The 22,973-nt window shown below is 66.9% G+C and carries 18 protein-coding genes and 2 riboswitches; of the genes, 9 read left to right on the top strand and 9 right to left on the bottom strand.

Features of this window, described 5'->3' with window-relative positions:
• Positions 1 to 443: 443 nt before the first annotated feature.
• From AC3WTC_RS15885 to AC3WTC_RS15870, 4 genes are all read right to left on the bottom strand, one after another.
• A complete protein-coding gene (locus AC3WTC_RS15885) occupies positions 444 to 1,004 on the bottom strand; it encodes a TlpA family protein disulfide reductase (RefSeq protein ID WP_492711899.1) in 561 nt (186 codons plus the stop codon).
• Entirely contained in the window at positions 1,001 to 3,391 is a 2,391-nt protein-coding gene (locus AC3WTC_RS15880; RefSeq protein ID WP_492711897.1) for a protein-disulfide reductase DsbD family protein, read from the bottom strand. The genes AC3WTC_RS15885 and AC3WTC_RS15880 overlap by 4 nt, the downstream gene beginning before the upstream one ends.
• Entirely contained in the window at positions 3,388 to 3,726 is a 339-nt protein-coding gene (gene cutA, locus AC3WTC_RS15875) for a divalent-cation tolerance protein CutA (protein ID WP_032976461.1), read from the bottom strand. The genes AC3WTC_RS15880 and cutA overlap by 4 nt, the downstream gene beginning before the upstream one ends.
• Before the next feature lie 68 nt (positions 3,727 to 3,794).
• Positions 3,795 to 5,585, bottom strand: a complete 1,791-nt coding sequence (locus AC3WTC_RS15870) for an endonuclease (protein WP_032976462.1) — start codon at positions 5,583 to 5,585, stop codon at positions 3,795 to 3,797.
• A 352-nt stretch (positions 5,586 to 5,937) separates the two neighbouring features.
• On the opposite strand from AC3WTC_RS15870, the gene AC3WTC_RS15865 reads away from it, so the two are divergent.
• Together AC3WTC_RS15865 and groL are read left to right on the top strand one after the other, a co-directional pair.
• Entirely contained in the window at positions 5,938 to 6,225 is a 288-nt protein-coding gene (locus tag AC3WTC_RS15865) for a co-chaperone GroES (protein WP_025878649.1), read from the top strand.
• Positions 6,226 to 6,307: 82 nt separating this feature from the next.
• The gene (gene groL, locus AC3WTC_RS15860; RefSeq protein ID WP_025878650.1) at positions 6,308 to 7,957 is read left to right on the top strand and encodes a chaperonin GroEL; all 1,650 of its coding nucleotides are present in this window, start codon (positions 6,308 to 6,310) and stop codon (positions 7,955 to 7,957) included.
• A 157-nt stretch (positions 7,958 to 8,114) separates the two neighbouring features.
• On the opposite strand, the gene AC3WTC_RS15855 is transcribed toward groL, so the two are convergent.
• The gene (locus AC3WTC_RS15855; RefSeq protein ID WP_492711894.1) at positions 8,115 to 9,278 is read right to left on the bottom strand and encodes a serine hydrolase domain-containing protein; all 1,164 of its coding nucleotides are present in this window, start codon (positions 9,276 to 9,278) and stop codon (positions 8,115 to 8,117) included.
• Between the two features lie 178 nt (positions 9,279 to 9,456).
• On the opposite strand from AC3WTC_RS15855, the gene AC3WTC_RS15850 reads away from it, so the two are divergent.
• The 4 genes from AC3WTC_RS15850 (at position 9,457) to AC3WTC_RS15835 (ending at position 12,467) form a co-directional block, all read left to right on the top strand.
• On the top strand, positions 9,457 to 9,957 hold the full coding sequence (locus tag AC3WTC_RS15850) for a MarR family winged helix-turn-helix transcriptional regulator (RefSeq protein ID WP_492711892.1): 501 nt from the start codon (positions 9,457 to 9,459) through the stop codon (positions 9,955 to 9,957).
• Positions 9,954 to 10,691 carry a DNA alkylation repair protein gene (locus tag AC3WTC_RS15845; protein ID WP_492711890.1) on the top strand — a complete coding sequence of 246 codons (738 nt, stop codon included), beginning with the start codon at positions 9,954 to 9,956 and terminating at the stop codon, positions 10,689 to 10,691. The genes AC3WTC_RS15850 and AC3WTC_RS15845 overlap by 4 nt, the downstream gene beginning before the upstream one ends.
• A gap of 188 nt (positions 10,692 to 10,879) precedes the next feature.
• Positions 10,880 to 11,140: a hypothetical protein gene (locus AC3WTC_RS15840; protein WP_089237217.1), complete on the top strand. Its 261-nt coding sequence runs from the start codon at positions 10,880 to 10,882 to the stop codon at positions 11,138 to 11,140.
• A gap of 253 nt (positions 11,141 to 11,393) precedes the next feature.
• On the top strand, positions 11,394 to 12,467 hold the full coding sequence (locus tag AC3WTC_RS15835; protein WP_025878655.1) for a 3-deoxy-7-phosphoheptulonate synthase: 1,074 nt from the start codon (positions 11,394 to 11,396) through the stop codon (positions 12,465 to 12,467).
• A gap of 210 nt (positions 12,468 to 12,677) precedes the next feature.
• Here AC3WTC_RS15835 and AC3WTC_RS15830 read toward each other — a convergent pair whose 3' ends face one another.
• The 4 genes from AC3WTC_RS15830 to AC3WTC_RS15815 form a co-directional block, all read right to left on the bottom strand.
• Positions 12,678 to 15,737 carry an efflux RND transporter permease subunit gene (locus AC3WTC_RS15830; RefSeq protein ID WP_492711888.1) on the bottom strand — a complete coding sequence of 1,020 codons (3,060 nt, stop codon included), beginning with the start codon at positions 15,735 to 15,737 and terminating at the stop codon, positions 12,678 to 12,680.
• On the bottom strand, positions 15,734 to 18,865 hold the full coding sequence (locus tag AC3WTC_RS15825) for a multidrug efflux RND transporter permease subunit (protein ID WP_492711887.1): 3,132 nt from the start codon (positions 18,863 to 18,865) through the stop codon (positions 15,734 to 15,736). The genes AC3WTC_RS15830 and AC3WTC_RS15825 overlap by 4 nt, the downstream gene beginning before the upstream one ends.
• Complete coding sequence (locus AC3WTC_RS15820) at positions 18,862 to 20,028, bottom strand: MdtA/MuxA family multidrug efflux RND transporter periplasmic adaptor subunit (protein WP_492711885.1); 1,167 nt, start codon at positions 20,026 to 20,028, stop codon at positions 18,862 to 18,864. Before AC3WTC_RS15820 ends, AC3WTC_RS15825 begins: the two co-directional genes overlap by 4 nt.
• Positions 20,029 to 20,244: 216 nt before the next feature.
• Positions 20,245 to 20,862 carry a trimeric intracellular cation channel family protein gene (locus AC3WTC_RS15815; RefSeq protein WP_032952083.1) on the bottom strand — a complete coding sequence of 206 codons (618 nt, stop codon included), beginning with the start codon at positions 20,860 to 20,862 and terminating at the stop codon, positions 20,245 to 20,247.
• Positions 20,863 to 20,946: 84 nt separating this feature from the next.
• Positions 20,947 to 21,050: riboswitch (glycine riboswitch) on the bottom strand.
• A gap of 13 nt (positions 21,051 to 21,063) precedes the next feature.
• Positions 21,064 to 21,153, bottom strand: a riboswitch (glycine riboswitch).
• Between the two features lie 40 nt (positions 21,154 to 21,193).
• Between AC3WTC_RS15815 and AC3WTC_RS15810 the strand changes: the two genes are divergently transcribed.
• From AC3WTC_RS15810 to AC3WTC_RS15800, 3 genes are all read left to right on the top strand, one after another.
• Entirely contained in the window at positions 21,194 to 21,451 is a 258-nt protein-coding gene (locus AC3WTC_RS15810; protein WP_032952084.1) for a GIY-YIG nuclease family protein, read from the top strand.
• A 72-nt stretch (positions 21,452 to 21,523) separates the two neighbouring features.
• On the top strand, positions 21,524 to 21,955 hold the full coding sequence (locus AC3WTC_RS15805; protein ID WP_032976471.1) for a nuclear transport factor 2 family protein: 432 nt from the start codon (positions 21,524 to 21,526) through the stop codon (positions 21,953 to 21,955).
• Positions 21,956 to 21,958: 3 nt separating this feature from the next.
• Positions 21,959 to 22,414 carry a hypothetical protein gene (locus AC3WTC_RS15800; RefSeq protein ID WP_025878660.1) on the top strand — a complete coding sequence of 152 codons (456 nt, stop codon included), beginning with the start codon at positions 21,959 to 21,961 and terminating at the stop codon, positions 22,412 to 22,414.
• Positions 22,415 to 22,973 lie beyond the last annotated feature (559 nt).

Raw genomic sequence — 22,973 nt, 5'->3', positions numbered from 1 at the left:
CCCTCACCCATGGGGGCTTGGCCGCGGCATCCATGCCGCGGACACCCCCGCAACCGGACCCACCCCGCCTTCGACAGATTTCCGCGATCTGTCGGGAAGGCATGGCCTGCTCTTGGTGGGTGTCGACCTTGGTCGACAGGTAGATGTAGATCCACGCCACGCGTGGATGCTTTTCGATCAATTGTCGAAATACTCGAATTCGATGGAGTCATCCACGCATGGCGTGGACCTACCAGATCGCGGGAAACTGTCAGAGGCGGGGCGGTGTCGGATTGCAGGGCATCCGCGCCATGGATGGCGCGGCTGAGCCTACAGGGACGTACTTGCGGCGTCCCCGCAGTCCGACACCGCCCCGCCATCCCACGGAAGCCCGCTGTAGCTGTAGCGGTTGCTGTTGCTGTTGCTTGAAAGCATCTGCAGGTGCAGGGCGCAGCCCTGCCGACCTACTTCGCCCAGCCTTCGATTTCGCCGTGCGCGAACGGTCCGAGCTTGGCCTTCACCATCCGTCCCTGTGCGTCGAACAACACGCTGTAGGGCAGCAGACCCCGCGCGTTGCCCAACTGCACGCTGGCATCGCGTGGGCCGGGGGTATCGAGCACGATGGGATAGTCCACTGGCACTCGCTGCAGGAAATCACGCACGCCGTCCGGCGTATCCAGTGCCAGGCCCAACACCTGCACGCCGTGCGCGCCCTGGCCCTCGGCAAAGCGGGCCAGTTCGGGCATCTCTTCCACGCAGGGGCCGCACCAGCTGGCCCACACATTGACCAGCAATGGGTGGCCCTTGAAGCGTTCGCGGATATCCAGCGCGTGACCTTCAGCATCGGCAAGCACCAGCGCCGGCAGCGGATCACCGGGCCGCAGCATCGGCAGCGCCGGCGGCGATACCGCAACAGGCGCTGCAGCTTCCGTCGCCGGCTCCGGCGCCAGCCGGTTGCCGGCCCACAGGCCAAGACCGGCAGCCAGCACTGCTGTCCACAGCAGCGCTGGCCGTTGCCACTTCATCGCGCGGTGCGCAGCAGTGCTTCTTCCACCAGCGCCTGCGTCAGCAGGGTCGGCAGCACCGTCGGCGGGGCGCCGGGGCCGTACACCACGTACAGCGGCACGCCCACGGCCTTGTGCTCATCCAGGAACGCGGTGATCTGCGGGTCGACATTGGTGTAGTCGCCACGCATGTACACCGCGTTGGTGCGCTTGAGCAGTTCCTTGAACTCCGGGCGCGACAGCACCGCGCGCTCGTTGGCCTTGCAGCTCACGCACCAGTCGGCGGTCATGTTGACGAACACGACGCGGTTGTCGGCGCGCAGGCGGTCCAGCATCTGCGGCGAGTAATCCACCACGTTCTCGCTGCTCGCCTGCGCGGCACGTGCCGGCGGTGCCAGCTGGGTCACCGCCCACACCGGCACCAGCGCGGCGATCACCAGCAGCACGCCCAGCAGCCCGGCCGCGCGCTGGCTGCGCCAGCGGCTGCGCTCGAACAGCCACAGGCCGCCGGTGAGCAGCAGCAGGCCACCCAGCGCCAGCGCCATGCCATCCACGCCGCGCTGCTTGCCCAGCACCCAAAGCAGCCACAACGCGGCGGCGTACATCGGGAAGGCCAGCACGTGCTTGAGGGTTTCCATCCACTGGCCCGGCTTGGGCAGGCGACGGGCCAGCGCCGGCACGAAGCCGATCAGCAGGAACGGCAGGGCCAGGCCCAGGCCGAGGAACAGGAACACCAGCATCGCCGCCACCGGCGGTGCAACGAAGGCATAGGCCACCGCCGGGCCGAAGAACGGTCCCACGCAGGCACTGCCGACCACGCAGGCCAGCACGCCGGTGAAGAAATCGCCGGCCGGGCCACTGCGTCGCGCCAGCGACTGGCCGAAGTTGCCGATGCCGCCGCCCATGGTGAACACGCCGGACAGGCTCAGGCCCACCGCGAACATGATGTAGGCCAACGCCGCGACCACGCCGGGATGCTGCAGCTGGAAACCGATGCCGACCGCATTGCCGAGCATGCGCAGGCCGACCATCAGCGCGCCGATCACCGCAAAGGCGACCAGCACGCCCAGCGTGTACCACATGGCATGGCTGCGGGCGCGCTCGGCGCTTTCACCGCTCTGCGCCAGGCTCAGCACTTTCAGCGACAGGATCGGCAGCACGCAGGGCATCAGATTCAGCACCAGGCCACCGCCCAGTGCCAGCAGCAGTACCCACAGCAGCGAGCTGTCGGTTTTCGGTACGCGGCTCGGAGCCTTGGTACGCAGCGCATTGTCCTGCTGCGCGTCGGCGGCGAAGGCATCGCGCGAGCCGTTGCTGGCGTCGGCACCACCCGTGGCGGCCGGCGCGTCGTTGGGCACGGTCGGAAGCAGGCGCAGCGGTGTGCCGTTGGCGCCCTCGCGGGTGCCGGCAGTGGCCGAAGCCGGCAGCGAACGAATCACTTCGTCGCGTGCGGCAGGTGCATCACTGGTGGTGTTGGCCTTGCCGGCGGGGATCGACAACTTCACCCGGCGGGTCATCGGCGGGTAGCAGATGCCATCGGTCTGGCAACCCTGGAAGGTCACCACCAGCGTGCTGTCGACCGCCTCGGCGCGGCTGCGGCGCAGCGGCACCGGCACTTCCACCTGGTTGAAATAGACCGCCACATCACCGAAGTGCTCGTCGCGGTGCGACTGCGCCGCCGGCCAACGCGGCTTGTCGGCCAGTACCCCGGCGCTGCCTTCCAGCTTCAGCGAGGTGCGGTCGCGATACAGGTAATAGCCCGGTGCCGGGCTGAAGCGCAGCAGCAGGGTATTGCCATCGCTGGCGATGGCATCGAAGCCGAATGCCTGATCCGACGGCAGCGGCAGTGCCTGGCTGTTGCTGGTGCCCGGCAGTCGCAGGCCACCGCCACTGCCGGCGCCGGCCAGCGGGTTGTTGAATGCACTGGCGCCGGTGGCGCGTGCGGTCGGCAGCGTGGCCGCCGCACCGCCTGCACCGGGCAGGGTCACCTGCACCACGCGCTTCTGCGGCGGGTAGCACACACCAGCATCGGCGCAGCCCTGGTAACGCACTTCCAGGCTGATGGTGCCGGCGGCATCGGTGGGCGCGCCGGGCAGGGTGGCCTGCAGGCGCTCGCGGTAGGTCTCCACCTCACCGAAGAAATCGTCGTGGTGCTTCTTGCCTGCGGGCATCTGCAGCGCAACGGCGTTGAACGCCGGATCGGCCTTCACCGTGGTGCGGTGGCGATACAGGTAGTAGCCCGGGGCGATCTTGAACTGCAGTTGGATCTGGCCACGCTCGGGCGCGCTGGCGGTCAGCGCGAACGCCTGGTCCACCGGCAGCAGATCCTTCTCATCCAGCGCGAAGGCCGGCAATGAAAGCCACAACAGAGCGCACAAGGCGGCGCCACGCGCAAACAGAGTCTTCAATCAGTGTCCTCCCGGGTCTGTGCCCGGATCCAGTCCAGATACGCCGGCAGGCCGGCCCGGGTTTCGACCGCGATGCACTCCGGGAGTTCATACGGATGCAGTTCGACGATCCGGGCGATGGCTTCATCGACACGGCTTGCGGTGGTCTTCACCAGCAGCTGCAGCTCGGTGTCGGTGGTGACCTCACCCTGCCAGCGGTAGGTCGACTGAGCGCCGTCCAGGCGGGTCACGCAGGCAGCCAGATGCTCGGCGACCAGCGCATGCGCGATGCGCTCGGCACTGGCCCGGTCCGGGCAGGTGGTCAACAGCAGCAGGACGGGATCGACGGTCGACATGACCGTCGAGTATAGGGCCGTCGCCGGGGCAGGGCCCGGCGACGGCAGTGGACCGCAGCGTTGCGCGGTCAGTTGGCCAGCTGGCAGGTGGCCGGCTTGGCCGAGGTGAACAGGCCCGGGGTGGCCCACTCGGGGTGGTCGATGAAGGGGTTGCGGTTGCCCTGGAACGAGTAGATCACGTCATTACGCGCCTGCTCGGCGGCATCCGGCGGATCGGACAGGTGCCAGTCGATCAGGGTCGACAGCAGGCCCATGTAGGCCGGCGAGCTGCTGGTCTTGACGATCTTGCTGCGGTCGTCGGTCAGTTCCAGGTCCGGTTCGGACTGGCCGGTGGCCGCATCCTTGCCACCTTCATAGCGGATGGCCATGTACATCACCGCGCGTGCCATGTCGCCCTTGCGATGGCCCCACACCTCGAAGGTACCGGCATTGCCATCCGGTGTACGTACCCAGTTCGAATTGCCCGGGTAACCACCGCTGCCACCGCCGTGGCCGTTGTTGGCTTCGGTGGCACGCTCGCCGCAGTTGGCATCGCACTTGCCGAACGGCTTGTTGCCGCGGTCGGCATTCCACTGTGCGTCGGTCAGGTACAGCATGTGGGTGTCGGTGTAGGGCGCGTACGGCAGGCCCTTGTCACCGGTGGTGCTGGCAAAGCCCAGCGAGTTCGGCCAGGTGTGCTCGCGGTTGTACTTCAGTCCACCGCCACTGCCTGCACGGTCGGTCACCTTGGCGAAGCTGTGGTTGCGGTAGGCATCGAGGATCCGGCCACTGTTGTTCGGATCTTCGTCGGCGATTTCCAGGATGGTCCAGGTGCTGGTGCCCGAGCCACTGTACGGATACGCGGTGTGGCCCTTGATGGTGGCGTGCAGCGAGCAGCGCAGCTGGCTGGGGCTGCTGGTGTTGACCTTCGAGTAGTAACCGGCCGGTCCGCCGGGATTGCCCGGGTCCGGATTGCCGGTGGTGGTGGCCACGGTGAAGGCGATGCGGCTGTCGGTCGCCGGGCGGGCACCCTGCGCATCGGTGATGCGTGCGGCACGGATGTCGAAGCGGCAGGCTTCACCGGCGACCAGCGCGGTGTTGGTCGACAGCTTCACGCTCTTGCCGCTGGCCGGCCAGGTCAGCGGCACGCTGCCCGAAGTGCCGCAGGTCAGTGCGAAGGCGCCGCTGGCGAGGTTGACCGTCTCGCTGAACACCACTTCCAGGTCGGCGGCGGCAGGGAAGGTGCTGCTGCCCTGTGCCGGCGTGGTGGTGGACACCGACGGCGGCGTGTTCGGGCCCGGGGTACCGCCGCCACTGAAGGTCTGGTTGTTGTTGCAGCTGCCGAAGGTCTGCCTGGCCGATTCGGCCCAGGTGAAGTGCGCGTACTGGCTGCCGCTGCCGGTCAGCTGCAGCGAGGTGCCCGCCGCGGTGCTGTTGGTTTCGGCAACCGGAATGTTCTGGCTGGTCATGCCGGCGGCGGGGCCACCGGAAGCGGTGATCGCGCCCTCGTAGCTGAGGAACTGGACCACCTTGCCGCTGGCGTCGACCAGGGCGATGCCGTCGTTGGCACCGTTCTGCAGGCCGTTGCTGGGGTAGGTGACCACCGCCAGGGTGGCGCTGCCGCAGCTGGCCGCGGTTCCGGCCGGCACCGCGTTGTTGGCGTAGACCGTGGCGGCCGACGGGTTGCTGCCGTTGTAGAGGTACAGGCGGTAGCCGGACAGGTCTTCGCCGGCGGTGGCGACCACTTCGATGGCTTCGCCGACGTCACCGGCAGCGGTGCTGTCGTCGTAGTGCAGTTCGTTGATGAAGACCTCGGCCTGGGCCGGCGCGGCAGCCAGGGCCAGCAGGCAGGCGGCGGCGAGCGGGGACAGCAATCGCATCGACTACTCCTTGTGATTGGGAATGCCGGGCCACCCTAAAGCCGATCCGGTGACACTTTGTCGTAAATGAACGCCAGATATCTGACAGTGCGACGGCGGTCACCAAATGGTGGCCAATTCCCCCTTGGCTTGCCGCGACGCATCCCTATAAAGGCGTCCGCGCGGGGATGGAGTGCCGCCGGGCCGCCGGGAAAAATTTCGGGGGCGGGCCTTGAAAGGCCTCCGGAGGTCTCCATCTCTGTCGTGCTCCCGACCTGTCGGGCTTTTTCACGCGCGTTGCTGGCAGTCGCCTGGTGCGAGTGCTAACATCGCCGGACTTTTTCAGACCAATCAATAACTTAAGAGGTCCCACATGAGCATCAAGCCGCTGCACGACCGCGTTGTGGTCAAGCCGATCGAAGCCGACGAAGTTTCCGCCGGTGGCATCCTGATCCCGGACTCCGCCAAGGAAAAGTCCACCAAGGGTGAAGTCGTGGCCGTGGGCCCGGGCAAGCCGCTGGACAACGGCAACGTGCGCGCTCCGTCGCTGAAGGTCGGTGACAAGGTCATCTACGGCCAGTACGCCGGCAGCTCGTACAAGAGCGAAGGCGTCGAGTACAAGGTCCTGCGCGAAGACGACGTGCTCGCCGTCATCGGCTGAGCGTCGGCGCGACCTGCTTCATCCCCTGATTCCAACACCCAGCCGCCGGGCATGGCCCGGCGCTACCAATGAGGTAAACGCAATGGCTGCCAAGGATATTCGTTTCGGTGAAGACGCCCGTTCGCGCATGGTGCGCGGCGTCAACGTTCTCGCCAATGCCGTCAAGGCCACCCTGGGCCCGAAGGGCCGCAACGTCGTGCTCGAGAAGAGCTTCGGCGCCCCGACCATCACCAAGGACGGCGTGTCCGTCGCCAAGGAAATCGAACTGGCTGACAAGTTCGAGAACATGGGCGCGCAGATGGTGAAGGAAGTCGCCTCGCGTACCAACGACGACGCCGGCGACGGCACCACCACCGCCACCGTGCTGGCCCAGGCCCTGATCCGCGAAGGCGCCAAGGCCGTTGCTGCCGGCATGAACCCGATGGACCTCAAGCGCGGTATCGACAAGGCCGTCGTGGCTGCCGTCGCCGAGCTGAAGAACATCTCCAAGCCGACCGCTGACGACAAGGCCATTGCCCAGGTCGGCACGATCTCGGCCAACTCGGACGAGTCGATCGGCCAGATCATCGCCAACGCGATGAAGGAAGTCGGCAAGGAAGGCGTGATCACCGTTGAAGAAGGCTCGGGCCTGGACAACGAGCTGGACGTGGTCAAGGGCATGCAGTTCGACCGCGGCTACCTGTCCCCGTACTTCATCAACAACCAGCAGTCGCAGACCGCTGACCTGGATGACCCGTACATCCTGCTGCACGACAAGAAGATCTCCAACGTCCGTGACCTGCTGCCGGTGCTGGAAGGCGTCGCCAAGGCTGGCAAGCCGCTGCTGATCGTTGCCGAGGAAGTCGAAGGCGAAGCGCTGGCGACCCTGGTGGTCAACACCATCCGCGGCATCGTCAAGGTCGTGGCCGTCAAGGCGCCGGGCTTCGGCGACCGTCGCAAGGCGATGCTGGAAGACATGGCCGTGCTGACCGGCGGCACCGTGATCTCCGAGGAAGTCGGCCTGTCGCTGGAAAAGGCCACCATCAAGGACCTGGGCCGCGCCAAGAAGGTGCAGGTCTCCAAGGAAAACACCACCATCATCGATGGCGTGGGTGACAAGGCTGCGGTCGATTCGCGCGTTGCGCAGATCAAGACCCAGATCGAAGACACCTCCTCGGACTACGACCGCGAGAAGCTGCAGGAGCGCGTGGCCAAGCTGGCCGGTGGCGTTGCAGTGATCAAGGTCGGCGCATCGACCGAAATCGAAATGAAGGAAAAGAAGGATCGCGTCGACGACGCCCTGCACGCGACCCGTGCAGCCGTTGAAGAAGGCGTGGTCCCGGGCGGCGGCGTTGCCCTGGTCCGTGCGGTCTCCGCACTGGCTGGCCTGAAGGGTGCCAACGAAGACCAGAACCACGGCATCCAGATCGCCCTGCGCGCGATGGAAGCCCCGCTGCGCGAAATCGTTGCCAACGCCGGTGAAGAGCCGTCGGTCATCGTCAACAAGGTCAAGGAAGGCACCGGCAGCTTCGGCTACAACGCCGCCACCGGCGAGTTCGGCGACATGCTGCAGTTCGGCATCCTGGACCCGACCAAGGTGACCCGTTCGGCGCTGCAGAACGCAGCCTCGATCGCTGGCCTGATGATCACCACCGAAGCCATGGTTGCCGACGCTCCGAAGAAGGACGAGCCGGCCATGGGTGGCGCTGGTGGCATGGGCGGCATGGGTGGCATGGGCGGCATGGACTTCTAAGGTCCGCTGCACTGCTGCAATGAAAAAACCCCGCCGCAAGGCGGGGTTTTTTTGTGGGTGGCGTGTTGCCGCCAATGGGTTCACAGCAATGGGTCCATGCCAATGAATCCATGCCCATCGGTCCATGCCAGTAGATCCACGCCATGCGTGGATGGCGTCAGCGCACGAACACCTTCTCCGCGCCGTACTCCCAGTCCCACGGCACTCCGGTATCGCCAAGCACGAACGCCACCAGCGCCGGAAACGCCGCCTCGGCGCGGACATCGTTGCCCAGCATCACCACGCAGCGCTGGCCCTGCTCGATGCACACCAGGGTGTTGCCCACCGCGTCATCGTGGCCGCCCTTGTAGAAGCCGGGCCCCTGCGGCCCGCGGAACGTGACCACGCCCAGGCCGGCTGCCAGGTCCCTGCGCCGCTCCGCTACCGGCAGTTCCGCCTGCAGGGTCGGAAACTGGCTGGCCGTGGTGATCGGCAGTTGCGGACGTACCAGCTCCTGCCGCATCGCCGCTGAAAGGCCTTCGCCGCGCACATAGCCCGCTGCGAAGTTGGCCATGTCGGCGATGGTGGTATCCATCGAGCCGGCGGCCCGCACCCGGCTGCGCTCGTCATGCGGCTCGGGCGTGCCATCGGCGGTCCAGCCGTCGGCCAGGTTGGTGGCGAAATCCTCGCGCCACATCATGCTGGTGCGGGGCATGCCGAAGCGGTCGAACACGCGACGCTGCATCAGCGCGCCGATGTCCTGGCCAAGGCGCCCCCGTTCGAGCACGAACTGCAGCAGGATCAAGCCTTCGCCGGAATAGCCGTAGCGGCTGCCCGGATCGAAATGGAATTGCAGCCTGCCATCCGGTTCCAGAAACGCGAAGTTGGCAAAGCCGCTGCCATGATTGAGCAGCAGGCGCGGGGTGAGCCGGCGCCAGCGTTCGTCGCCGGCCAATACGCTGTAATCGGCGTAGTGCTTCGTATCGACGGGGTAGTCCGGCAATGGCTTGTCCAGATACGTGGCAATGCCGGCGTCCAGCGCGATCACCTGGTCCTGTGCCAGCTGCGCGACCAGGTGGCCGAAGGCCATCTTGGTCAGCGAAGCGGCGTACATCACGGTGTCGGTACGCAGCGGTTCGCCGGCGGCGTTGCGCTCGCCATAGGCGGCCACGTGCACCACCTTGCCGGCGTCGATCACCGCCAGCGCCATGCCACGTGCGTGTGCGGCCTGCATCAGCCGGTGCGCCTGGGCATCAATGCGGGCTGGCGATGGCAGCGGTGGTGGCGCAGCGACTACGGCCATCGGCAACAGCGTCAGCAACAACAGGACGACACGGCACATGCGTGGAACTCCTGGCGGGACGTGGCGCGATGCTACCGCAGCTTTGGCTGCTGGTGCCGGTCGACCCCATCCAGGCCCCGGGGCGGCGCCGCGTCATGCCCTGCGGCAGCCCGGTACGGACTTGCGCCCTGCGGGTTCGAAAATATAATAAGGCGCCTAATCATCATGGAGTTGATGGATGCTTGAAGCAAAACACACGGCTCTCCTCCAGGAGGCTGGCCGTCGCGGCGATCCCCACCTGGCCCAGCTGCGCCTGTGCTTCCAGCTGCTCGCCTTGTCCAGCGCGATCGACCGTGACTGCGCTTCACGCCTGGCGCCGCACGGCCTCAGCGAGGGCCGTTTCATTGTGCTGTTCCTGCTGCACGGTGCTGGTGGCACGTTGCCTCCGCACGAGTTGGCCGAGCGCGCTGGCGTCACCCGCGCCACCATCAGCGGGTTGCTCGATGGCCTGCAGCGTGACGGCCTGCTGCAGCGGCGCAACGATGCCGAGGATGGCCGCCGGCTGCAGATCGTGCTGACCGCGCGCGGCAAGCGCCTGGCCGGCGATCTGTTCGACCAGCACACACAATGGATCGGCGGACTGTTCAACGGTCTTGATTCCAGCGAACAGGTGCAGTTGTCGCTGCTGTTGGAAAAGGTCTGGCGACACACCGACGCAGGCCAGGAAGCAGGTACATGAGCAATACCATCGCCACGGCACGTCTGCGGGAACTGAATGCGGGCCGTGCAGCCAGCACGCATCTGGCCGAGTGCCTGGCTGTGGACTTCGCTGCGTTGCTGCAGGCGGTGGCACCGACCTTGCCACCGGCCTCGATACAGCGCATGCGGGCCGCCGCAGGCAAGGGGATCACCCAGCGCATGGCATTGGCCGCAGCGCTACTGCGCGAGGCAGGGCAGGGCGACGTGCAGCGCAGGCAGGCGCATCCATCCGATACCGTGCGCGGATGGGCGTGCTATCTGATTGGCAGTGACCCGCAGGCGGCATTGGCCGACAAGCTGCAGGCGATGCGTTCACTGGCAGATGATCCGCACTTCGGTGTGCGCGAATGGGCATGGTTGGCCTTGCGCAGCGATATCGTCGCCGAGCCGCTGGAAGCGCTTGCCCTGCTGCAACCCTGGACGCAGCAGCGCTCGCCGAATCAGCGCCGCTTCGCCTGTGAGGCGCTTCGCCCCCGCGGTGTATGGGCCACGCACATTGCGCTGTTCAAGCAGCAACCCGAGCACGCGTTGCCCCTGCTGGAGGCCCTCGCTGACGATCCCGAGCGCTATGTGCAGGACTCGGTCGGCAACTGGCTGAACGACGCAGGCAAGAGCCAGCCCGGATGGGTGCGCGATGTATGCGCACGGTGGCAGTCAACGCACGACAGCGCAGCCAATACATACATCCGCAAGCGCGCGCTGCGCTCGCTGTAGCGCCGTACCGTTCACCCGCGTTTCCCGGTAGTGCCGGCCGCTGGCCGGCAACCCCATGACCTTCAAGGGAGACCCCATGCGCCATCGCCTCATCGGACGGCATTCCAGCACCGTCGTGGCACATGCGCGTGTCATCCATTCCGGGTAAAGATGGCGCTCGGCCGCATCCACCCGCAGGGAAGTCGAGCATGCAGAGCAAGATCCAGGTGACGTTGTACGGAGCGCTGGGCAGCAGTCCAGCGCTGCAGGTGCCCGGCCTGGAAGGGCCGGTGGTGGCCATCCAGGAAGCCACCCTGCGGCAGCTGGTGTCCGATCTGTATACGGCCAGGTCCATGCTCAACCCCGAACAGCTTGATGAGGCCAGGCAGGAACTGGACCGCGTGGTGGAGCGTTGGGTCGACATCCACGAGACGCTGCTGCTGGATGTGGAAGTGCATGGCAGCCGATAGTCCGCTGAACCGCGCCCGCAGTTGCGGATGAAACAGTTGGCACCCGCCAAAACCCTGTGTTATCAATAGATCCCATGAACGCAGCCCACGCCAGCTTTTATTGGTATTACTTTCCGAAGCCCCCGGCGGAGGAAGGATTGCGCTCACCCTGAAGAAAGCTTCAGACGCATTCCCGAAAGCCGCCAGCGAACCTGGCGGCTTTTTTCATGTCGCCACGCTGCGGACCCCCAACGTTCCGTAGAGACCCCTCACCATGCCCCCGCACACCGACGACCTGCGTATCCGCACCATCGAACCGCTGACACCGCCTGCCCAGCTGCTGGCGATGCTGCCCTGCGATGACGAAGCCTCCGACACCGTCAGCGCTTCGCGCGCCGCCCTGCACCAGATCCTGCATGGCCGCGACGACCGCCTGGCGGTGGTGGTCGGGCCGTGCTCGATCCACGATCCGAAAGCCGCCATCGAGTACGCACAGCGCCTGAAGCCGCTGCGCGATGCGCTGGCCGGCGAGCTGGAAATCGTCATGCGCGTGTACTTCGAGAAGCCGCGCACCACGGTGGGCTGGAAGGGCCTGATCAACGATCCGGACCTGGACGGCAGCTTCAAGATCGACAAGGGCCTGCGCATCGCCCGTGGCCTGCTGCGCGACATCAACAAGCTCGGCCTGCCGGCCGGCGTCGAGTTCCTCGACGTGATCTCGCCGCAGTACATCGCCGACCTGGTGGCATGGGGCGCGATCGGCGCACGCACCACCGAAAGCCAGGTGCATCGTGAACTTGCGTCGGGGCTGTCGTGCCCGGTCGGCTTCAAGAACGGCACCGACGGCAACGTCAAGATCGCCGCCGATGCCGTGGGCGCGGCCTCCAATCCGCATCACTTCCTGTCGGTCACCAAGCAGGGCGGCACCGCCATCGTCTCCACCACCGGAAACCCCGACTGCCACGTGATCCTGCGTGGTGGCAAGCAGCCGAACTACGATGCGGCCAGCGTGGCCGATGCCTGCCAGGCGCTGGCCAAGGCCAAGCTGCCGACGCGCCTGATGATCGATGCCAGCCACGCCAACAGCCTGAAGAACCACGAAAACCAGCCGAAGGTGATCGAAGACATCGCCATCCAGCTGGAAGATGGCGAGCAGCGCATCGTCGGTGTGATGGTCGAAAGCCATCTGGTCGGCGGTCGCCAGGAACTGGTGGAAGGCCAGCCGCTGGTCTACGGCCAGAGCATCACCGATGGCTGCATTGATTGGGACACCACCGTGCAGGTGCTGGAGCGGCTTGCCGCTGCCGTGCGCGCCCGCCGTGAGGTGAAGGTGTCCGAAGCCGCTTGAGTGCGGCACGTGTGTGGATGGCGGCCAGCGCCTGCGGGGGTGCGGCCGCGATCAGGGCCGGTCGGAGTTGGAGACCGGCCCGTCTGCACCGGCGATGCGCCTGGCGCTGCGTATGTGCGACAGCGCCAGGTACATCGCCGGGGTGGCGTGAGACCCGAACCTGCGATGGCCGCAGTAGACCCACGCCATGCGTGGATGAAGCCGCCTCGCTCACCGCCCCGCCCGTACTCGCGCCAACGCCAGATACATCGCCGGCGTGGTGTACAGCGTCAACCACTGGCTGACCAGCAACCCGCCGACGATGGCGATGCCCAGCGGCTGCCGCAGCTCCCAGCCTTCACCGTTGGCCAGCATCAGCGGCAATGTGCCCAGCAGTGCCGCCAGCGAGGTCATCAGGATCGGCCGCAGGCGCAGTCGTGCAGCTTCCATCACCGCATCCTGCGCGCTCAGGCCGCGGCGTTCGCCGGCCAGCGCGAAGTCGACCAGCAGGATCGTGTTCTTCATCACCACCCCCACCAGCAGGAACAGGCCGAGCAGGGCGATCAGGTTCAGTTCGTTGCCGAACAGCCACAGCGCCAGCAACGCCCCGATGCCGGCCGACGGCAGCGTGGACAGGATCACCAAGGGCTGCAGGAAACTCTCGTAGAGGATGCCCAGCACCAGGTACACCGCCAGCGTCGCACCCAGTACCAGCCACAACTGGCGCGAACGCAGCTGCTCCAGGCCACCGGCCTCGCCGGAAAGCTTGGCCTGCACCGAGCGCGGCAGCATCAGTTTGGCCATCGCCGCATCAATGGCCCGGGTGGCCTGTTCCAGGCCCACGCCCGGCGCCAGCGCGAACTCGATCCAGATCGAGGCGAACTGCTCGCTGTGATACACGCGGTCCGGCGCCATGCCATAGCGCCAGCTGGCGATGCTCGATAGTGGAATGCGCTGGCCGCTGCCATCGATCACCTGCAGCCGTGCCAGCGTGCCCGGGTCCTGGGTGTGCTTCGGGTCCAGCTCCATCACCACCCGGTACTGGTTGAGGCTGTCGTACAACGTGGCGACCTGGCGCTGGCTGAAGGCGTTGTTGAGCATGTTGGCCACAATGCGCAGGTCCACGCCGTGGCGCGCCGCTGCCTCGCGGTCGATGTCCAGCATCACCTGGCGCATGCCGGCCTCGCCCTGCGCTTCCACGTCCACCAGTTCCGGCAGGCCACGCAGCGCAGCAGCGACCTTCGGTGCCCATTGGCGCAAGGGTGCGGTGTCCGCTGACAGCAGCTGGAATTCGTATTTGCCGCTGCTGCCGGCGCCTTCCAAGCGGATGTCCTGGTCCACCCACAGGTACAGATTGCCGCCGGGCAGCTTGGGCAGGCGCGCGCGCAGACGATCGATCACCTGCTGGCTGGAGACACCGCGCTCGGCCAGCGGCTTCATCTTGATCATGATGAAGGCGTTGTTGACCCCGTTGCTGCCACCGATATACCCGATGATGTCCTCGATGGCCGGGTCGGACAGCAGCAGTCTGCGGTAGGCATCGATCTTCGGCTGCATCGCCTGGAAGGACAGGCCGTCATCGCCACGCGCGAAGCCGCGCAGCTGTGCGGTGTCCTGCTGCGGAACGATGCCCTTGGGTACCTGCTGGAACAGCCAGGCGTTGAGTGCGATCACTGCCACGAAGGCCAGCAAGGGCCAGCGCAGGTGACGCAGGCTGGCCTGCAGGGTGCGCAGATAGGTGCCACGCACGCGCTCGAACAGCGCATTGCTGCCGCGCTGCCAGCGCGAGGGTTGTTGCGCGTCATCGACGAACAGGCGCGCACACAGCATCGGCACCAGGCTGAGCGCCACCAGCACCGACACCGTCATCGCTGCTACCAGGGTCAGCGAGAATTCGCGGAACAGGCGCTCGACGAAATCGTCCAGGAACAGGATCGAGACGAACACCACCGCCAGCGCCAGGTTCATCGATAGCAACGTAGCGCCCACTTCCGATGCACCGCGCACCGCCGCCTGCCAGCGGTCAGCGCCCAGCTCGCGATGGCGCGCGATGTTCTCCAGCACGACGATGGCGTCGTCCACCACCAGTACCGCCGCCACGATCAGGGCCATCAGCGAGAGCGTATTGAGCGAGAAGCCCATCAGCGCGATCAACGCCAGCGTGCCGAACAGCACCACCGGAATCGCCACGCTGGGTACCAGTGCTGCGCGCCAGTGGCCGAGGAAGCCGAGCACCACCAGTACCACCAGCGCGATCGCCAGCAGCAGGGTCACTTCTGCTTCGTGCAGGGTGGCGCGGATCACCGGCGAGCGGTCCATCACCAGGCGCATGTCCACCGTGCTGGGCAGCAGGGCGTGCAGCTGCGGCAACTGCGCCTGGATGGCATCGACGGTGGCGATGATGTTGGCGCCGGGCTGGCGGCTGATGATCAGCAGCACGGCGGGGCGTTCGTTGTGGAAGCCACTGGCATAGCGGTCCTCGACGCCATCGACGACGGCAGCGACATCGCCCAGTCGCAGCAGGCGGTCATCGCTGGCCTTCAGCGCCAGCTGGCGATACTGCGCTGCCTGGCGCAGTTGCAGCGGCGCTTCCAGTTGCCAGTGCTGCTGCGCGCCTGCGACCGCACCCAGTGGGCGCACTGCATTGGCGCGGCTGATCGCCTGTGCCACGTCTTCCAGTGCCAGGCCTGCGTGATTGAGAGCATTGGGGTCCAGCGACACGCGAACCGCCGGCAGCGCGCTGCCGCCCACCTGCACTTCGCCCACGCCCGGCACCTGCGACAGCTTCTGTGCCAGCACAGTCGAACCCAGGTCGTACAGCTGGCCCGGCGAGAGCGTATCGGAGGTCAACGCCAGCGCCAGGATCGGCGCCTGCGACGGGTTGACCTTGCGGTACTGCGGCATGCCCGGCATGCCGCTGGGCAGCTGGCCGCGGGCGAGGTTGATCGCGGCCTGCACTTCGCGCGCGGCCTCGTCAATGTCGCGGCCGAGCACGAACTTCAATTCGATCTCGGTCTGCCCCTGGGTGCTGGCCGAGTCGATGCGCGAGATGCCGGGCAGACTGCCCAGCGCACGCTCCAGCGGCGTGGCGACGGTGGCCGCCATCGATTCGGGCGAGGCGCCGGGCAGGCTGGCACTGACTTCAATGGCGGGATAGTCGACCTGGGGCAGCGGTGCCACCGGCAGCAGGCGCAGCGCCAGCAGGCCGGCCAGTACCAGCGCCACCGCCAAGAGGATGGTCGCCACCGGACGCTGCACGCAGGCCTGTGCCAGGCGTGCTACAGGGGTCATGCGCCGGCCTCGCCAGCGGTTGCCGGTGCTGTCGCGCGGCCACGCTGCAGACGGTCGAAGGCCAGGTAGATCACCGGCGTGGTGAACAGGGTCAATACCTGGCTGACCATCAGGCCACCCACCATCACCCAGCCCAGCGGCTGCCGCAGCTCGGCGCCCGAGCCGCTGGCCAGCATCAGCGGTACCGCGCCGAACAGCGCGGCCAGGGTGGTCATCAGGATCGGCCGGAAGCGCAGCAGCGCCGCCTGGTGGATCGCCTCACGCGGGCTCATGCCGCGCGTGCGCTGCGCGTCCAGCGCGAAGTCGATCATCATGATCGCGTTCTTCTTCACCAGGCCGATCAGCAGCACGATGCCGATCACTGCGATCAGGTCCAGGCTGCGTCCGCTCACCCACAACGCGGCCAGGGCGCCCACGGTCGCCGAGGGCAGGGTGGAGAGAATGGTGATGGGGTGGATGAAGCTCTCGTAGAGCACGCCCAGCACGATGTACATCACCACCACCGCCGCCAGGATCAGCCACAGCGTGCTCGACAGCGAACTGCTGAAGGCGGCCGCCGCGCCCTGCAGGCGCAGCTCGATGCTCTGCGGCAATGCCACCTGTGCCTGCGCGGCATGCACCGCATCCACCGCTTCGCCCAGCGATGCACCGGGTGCAAGGTTGAACGACAGGGTGGCCGCCGGGAACTGGCCGACATGGTTGCGCAGCAGCGCCGTTGGCCCCTGCTCGACGCGCGCCACCGCGCCCAGCGGCACGGTCTGGCCGTTGCTGCTGCGCACGCGCAGGCCGCTGATCGCCTCCGGCCCCGGTTGCCGCGCGGGATCGGCCTCAAGCACCACCCGGTACTGGCTGGCCTGGGTGAAGATGGTCGAGATCTGCCGTTGCCCGTAGGCGTCGTACAGTGCGTCGGCCACCGCTTCCACACTCACGCCAAGGCGTGCGGCGGCATCGCGGTCGATGCTCACCCTGGCCTGCCGGCCCTGCATCTGCAGGTCACTGGCCACATCACGCAGCGCCGGCGATTGGCGAAGCGCGTGCAACAGTTTCGGCGTCCAGGTTTCCAGCGTCTGCAGGTCCGGCGTGGTCAAGGTGAACTGGTACTGGTTGCGGCTGATGCGGTCTTCGATGCCCAGCTCCTGCACCGGTTGCAGGTACAGGGTGATACCGGGAATCCTCGCCACGCGCTGCTGCAGCCGCGCCATCACCACGTCGGCGCCCTCGCGCTCGCCGTGTGGCTTCAGTTCGATCAGCAGGCGGCCGGTGTTGAGGGCGGCATTGTTGCCGTCCACGCCGATGTAGGAAGACAGGCTGGCCACGGCCGGGTCCTGTTCAATGGCCGTGGCCAAGGCAAGCTGGCGCTCGCGCATGGCTTGGAACGAGATTGCCTGCGGGGCTTCGCTGATGCCCTGGACCAGGCCGGCATCCTGCACCGGGAAGAAGCCCTTCGGCACCGCGAAATACAGCGCCACCGTCAGCGCAAGCGTGGCCACGGTCGCCAGCAGCATCAGTGGCTGGCGCTGCAGCACCCAGCGCAGCTGGCGGTCGTACAGGGCAATGATGCGATCGAACACGTCGCGCTTCGGGGTTGGAGCCCTGACCGGATCCGACCCGGGCGGGGTCAGATCCCCGTGGGGCGCTGACCCTTTGGCATGTGGTTTCAGGAAGCGCGCGCACAGCATCGGCGTCAAGGTCAGCGACACCAGCAGCGAAATGCCGATGGCCACCGCCAGCGTCACTGCGAACTCATGGAACAGCGCGCCCACCAGGTCGGCCATGAACAGCAGCGGGATCAGCACGGCGATCAACGAGACCGTCAGCGATACCAGGGTGAAACCAATCTCGCTGGCGCCCTTCAGCGCCGCTTCGCGCGGGCTTTCACCGTCTTCCAAGTGGCGGGCGATGTTCTCCAGCATCACGATCGCATCGTCCACCACGAAGCCGGTGGCGATGGTCAACGCCATCAGCGTGAGGTTGTTGAGCGAATAGCCGGCCAGCAGCATCACCGCGAACGTACCGATCAGCGACAGCGGCACCGCCACGCTGGGAATCAGCGTAGCCGGCAGGTTGCGCAGGAATACCCAGGTGACCAGCACCACCAGCGCGATGGCCAGCACCAGTTCCTTCTGTACGCCGCGCACGGACGCGCGGATCGATTCGGTGCGGTCGCTGAGCACGGTTATCTGCACGCCGGCCGGCAGCGTGGCCTGCAGCTGCGGCAGCAACGCACGTACCTGTCCGACCACGGCGATGACGTTTGCGCCGGGTTGGCGCTGGATGTTCACCAGCACCGCCGGGGTGGTGCCGCTCCATGCCGCCAGCTGGCGGTTCTCGGCGCCGTCGGTGATGGTGGCCACATCGCCCAGCCGCAGCGGTGCGCCCTCACGCCAGGCCAGCGCCAGTGCGCGGTATTCGGCAACGCTGCGCATCTGGTCGTTGGCATCGAGCATCACCGCACGGATCGGGCCATCGAAGCTGCCCTTGGGCAGGTTGACGTTGGCTGCGGCAATTGCTGTGCGGATGTGGTCCATGCCCAGGTTGTTGGCGGCCAGCGCGGCCGGATTGACCTGGATGCGCACGGCGGGGCGCTGGCCACCGGCCAGGCTGACCAGGCCCACACCCGGCAACTGCGCCAAGCGCTGGGCGATGCGGGTATCGACCAGGTCATGCACCTGCGGCAGTGACAGGCCCTGCGAGGTCACCGCCAGGGTCAGGATCGGCGTGTCGGCCGGATTGACCTTGCGATACACCGGCGGCACCGGCAGGTCGCCGGGCAGGAAGCTGCCGGCGGCGTTGATCGCCGCCTGCACGTCCTGTTCGGCCACGCCCAGCGACACCTCCAGGCCGAACTGCAGGGTGATCACCGACGCTCCCCCGGAACTGGTGGACGACAGCTGCTTCAGGCCGGGGATCTGCCCGAGCTGGCGCTCCAGCGGCGCGGTGATGGTGCGCGTGGTCAGCTCGGGGCTGGCGCCGGGGTACAGCGTGGTGATCTGGATGATCGGATAGTCGACCTGCGGCAGCGCCGCCACCGGCAGCAGGCGATAGGCCAGCACGCCGGACAGCAGCAGCGCCACCATCAGCAGGGTGGTGGCGACCGGGCGCAGGATGAAGGCGCGCGAGAGGTTCATGCGCCGGCCCTGGTCGATGCCTCCTCGGTGATGATCTCCACCGCGGTGCCGTCTTCCAGCCCGTCGATGCCTTCGATCACCACCTTGTCACCAGCCACCAGGCCGGAACGCACCGCCACGCGTCCGTCGTCGGCCGGGCCGAGCAGCACCGAGCGACGTTGTGCCTTGTTGTCCTTGTCGACGATGTGCACGTAGTTGCCCTGGCTGCCGAACTGCACGGCGGCATCGGGAATCAGCAGCGCGGGATGCTCACCCAGCTGCAGGCGCACATTGACGAACTGGTTGGGGAACAGCGCCTGGTCGGTGTTGTCGAACTGCGCGCGCAGCTTCAGCGTGCCGGTGGCGGTATCGATGCGGTTGTCGACGCTGGACAGGGTGCCGCTGGCGAGCTGCCGTCGTTCTTCGCGGTCCCAGCTTTCCACCGCCAGCGCCGGCTGCGCCTGCACCGCATCGAGCAGGGCGGGAAGCTCCGGCTCGGGCACGGTGAACAGCACGCTGATCGGCGCCGTCTGCGACAGCGTGACCAGGCCTTCGGTATCGCTGGCGTGCACCAGGTTGCCTACGTCCAGCCGGCGCAGGCCGACACGGCCGCTGACCGGGGCGATGATGCGCGTGTACTGCAATTGCAGGCGTGCTTCGTCCACCGATGCCTGGTCGCTGAGGCGGCGCCCCTGCAGCTGCCGCACCTTGCTCTGCTGGTCGCTCAGTTCCTGTGCCGACACGTAGTTCTGTCGCTGCAGTTCGCGGTAGCGCTGCAGCTGGCGCTCGGCATTCTCCAGCTCGGCCAGGTTCTGCTGCTGCGTACCCTGTGCGTGCGCAAGCTTCACTTGGTAGGGGCGGGGATCGATCTGTGCCAGCAGGTCCCCGGCGTTGACCTGCTGACCTTCCTGGAAATGCAGGCGCATCAGTTCGCCGTCCACGCGGCTGCGCACCACCACGCTGTGCAGCGGAGTGACCGTACCGACCGCCTTCATCCGCAGCACCAGCGGCTCGGCGCTGGCGAGGGCGATGCGTACAGGCACCGTCTTGCCGCTGCCGGCTTCGCCACTGCCCGCCTCGGCCTGCGGCCACAGCCACCACGCCAGGCCAGCGACAAGGGCAAGACCGGCAACGACCAGCAACAGGCGGGCACGACGTGAGCGGGAATTTTCGGCGACAGACATGGGCATCCTGCGCCCTGCGCGCACGCAGGGTCATGCGGGCCCGTCGGCACCACGAAGGGCCACGGGCAGCGGGGAAGGGGATTGTCTGGCGGGGCCGCAGGCGCGGCGTGGCTGGATGCCGTCGCGTGTGCGACGGGGCGCCAATGGTAGCGGTTTACGCAGGCCGTCGCCGCGTGACCTTGGTCATGCCACCCCGCCGGTAGTGCCGGCCAGCGCTCAATGCACTTCGTCGTGGTACACGAACTTCGGCATTTCCCAGCGGTAATGGATCGCCAGCAGGCGCACGGCGAACCCGCCACCCAGGCAGCACAGGATCGCCGTGGCATCGGCCACGCCCCAGTGCAGCAACAGCAGATACACCGCACCGGTCAGCAGCGAGATGATGGCGTACAGCTCTTTCTGGAAGATCAACGGCACCTCGTTGCAGAGGATGTCGCGCAGCACGCCGCCGAAGGCGCCGGTGAGCATGCCGGCGATCAGCACGATCGGCAGTGCATGGCCGGCCTCGCGCGCGATCGAGCAGCCGATCAGGGTGAAGGCGATCAGGCCCAGGCCATCGAGCACCAGGAAGGTGCGGCGGAAGTGATGCATCCAGCGCGCCACCCAGGTGGCGATCAGTGCGGCGCACACAGTGAAGCCGAGGTACTCAGGGTGTTTCACCCAGCCCAGCGGATAGTGGCCAAGCAGGATGTCGCGCAGCGAGCCGCCACCGAGGGCGGTGACACAGGCGATCATCACCACGCCGAACAGGTCCATGCGGCGGCGGCCGGCAGACAGGGCACCGGTCATGGCTTCGGCGGAAATAGCGATCAGGTAGATGATGGACAGCAGCATGGGACAGGCTCCGGGCGCGGTGGGGCCGGCCATGCGCACATACCGCCACTGCCTGCGCAATGACGGGATGACGATGACCGGTGCCGCTCCCGCTGTCCTTTTGCCTGAGAGTTCAGCGGCGTGAGCCGCGTGCCCCTTCGGCGGATCGTCCCGGGCGTGCCCGGTGACCTCTCTCCAGCTCGGCGAGTCGAATGCATGGTTGGTGGGATTCCAGCCCACCGGCCTGAGCGATCATGGGAGCCTGCGCCTTCGGCGGGCGCCAGCGCGGCGCCTCTCTCCTGCATTCGGTCGCCAGTATATCCGCTGCAGTGCAGCACGGCATAATCCGGCAATGGTTTCGCCCTCCCGCCCGTGGTTCCTGTACCTGCTCGAATGCCGCGACGGCAGCTATTACGCCGGCATCAGCACCGACGTGCAGGCCCGCTTTGCTGCCCACCAGGCCGGCAAGGGGGCCCGCTACACCCGGTCGCGGCCGCCACTGCGGGTCCTGGCGGTGCGTGAGTACCCGGACCGGGCAGCGGCCTCGCGTGCCGAATGGGAGCTCAAGCGGCAGCCGCGCGAACGCAAACTGGCGTGGCTGTTGCAGTAGATCCACGCCATGCGCGGATGGGGCGCATCCGGCCATGCCATGATCGCCCAGCCCTCAGCGCTGGAGACCCGGATGTCCACCGTTGCCCTGTTGTTCGCACTTTCCGCAGCAGCAAGCCCTGCCGCCGACGCCGCCACGATCGCAGCCATCGATGCCACCTGCCACGACTACGTCGACGGTCAACTGGAAGCCGACCCGCAGCGCGTCGCCCGTTCCCTGCATCCGGACCTGGCCAAGCGCGCGGTGCTCGGTGATACACCGGACGAGCGCCTGGGCCTGCGCCGGATGTCGAAGGAAGAGCTGGTTGCGCTGACGAAGCAGGGCGCGTTGAAGACCCCGAAAGATCAATGGGATCGCCGCTGCACGGTGCTGGACGTGACCGGCAACGCCGCATCGGTGCGGCTGGAAACCCCGTGGTTCGTCGACTACTTCCACATGGGCCGCTTCGAGCAGCGCTGGGTCATCGTCAACGCGCTGTGGTACCCGAAGCCGAAGGCGGAGTGACGCATGCGTGCTGCGGGCCGTGCATGGATCGCGCTACTGCTGTTGCTGGCCTTCGTTGCCCTGCTACCGGGGCTGTTGTACCTGCTTGGGCTCGCTTGGGTGGAGGGCTGGCCGCAGCCCGCCGACCGCGCGCCCAGTGGTGTGGCGGCATGCAGCAGTGAGCCGCGCATGGGGCACCAACCGATCAACCCCTGGAGCTTCACCGCGCAGTTTTTCGACAAGGATGCGATGAAGAAGAAGGTGCCGGATGTCGAGCGGGAGGCCTACTGGATTGCCCGCCGCCACCTGTGGCGGCAGCCGCAGCACGACATGCTGCGCTGGCATCTGAGCAGCACCGCGTTGGCGATCTGGATCACCCGGCATTGGAGTGCGGCGCAGATTGCCGACACCGCAAGGAAGGAGGATTTCTGCCGAGCATGGTCGAAACGGCGTGTGCCCGGCGGCCCGATGAAACGGTGAATCCACGGCATGCGTGGCTACGCTCCCTGCGGCCTGCACAGATATTCATCCACGCATGGCGTGGATCTACTGTGCCGGTCGAGGACGTGCCGGCGGCACTACCCACCGCGAAGATTTCTGCCGGACATGATCCAGGCCCGATGAAGCAGTAGAGCCACGCCATGCGTGGCTGCGCTCCATGCAGCCTGCGCAGAACTTCATCCACGCATGGCGTGGATCTACTGTGCCGGTCGAGGGCGCTCGCCGCGCTACCTACCGCGAAGATTTCTGCCGGACATGATCCAGGCCCGATGAAGCACTAGAGCCACACCATGCGTGGCTGCGCTCCAGGCAACCTGCACAGAAATTCATCCACGCATGGCGTGGATCTACTGTGCGGGTCGAGGGCGCTCGCCGCGCTACCTACCGCGAAGAGTTCTGCCGGACATGATCCAGGCCCGATGAAGCAGTAGAGCCACGCCATGCGTGGCTGCGCTCCATGCAACCTGCACAGAAATTCATCCACGCATGGCGTGGATCTACTGTGCGGGTCGAGGGCGCTCGCCGCGCTACCTACCGC

The sequence above is a fragment of the Stenotrophomonas sp. FW305-C-20-S1 genome (assembly GCF_058783335.1).
The sequence above is the reverse complement of the archived record's forward strand: the minus strand, read 5'-3'. Positions and strand labels throughout refer to the sequence as shown.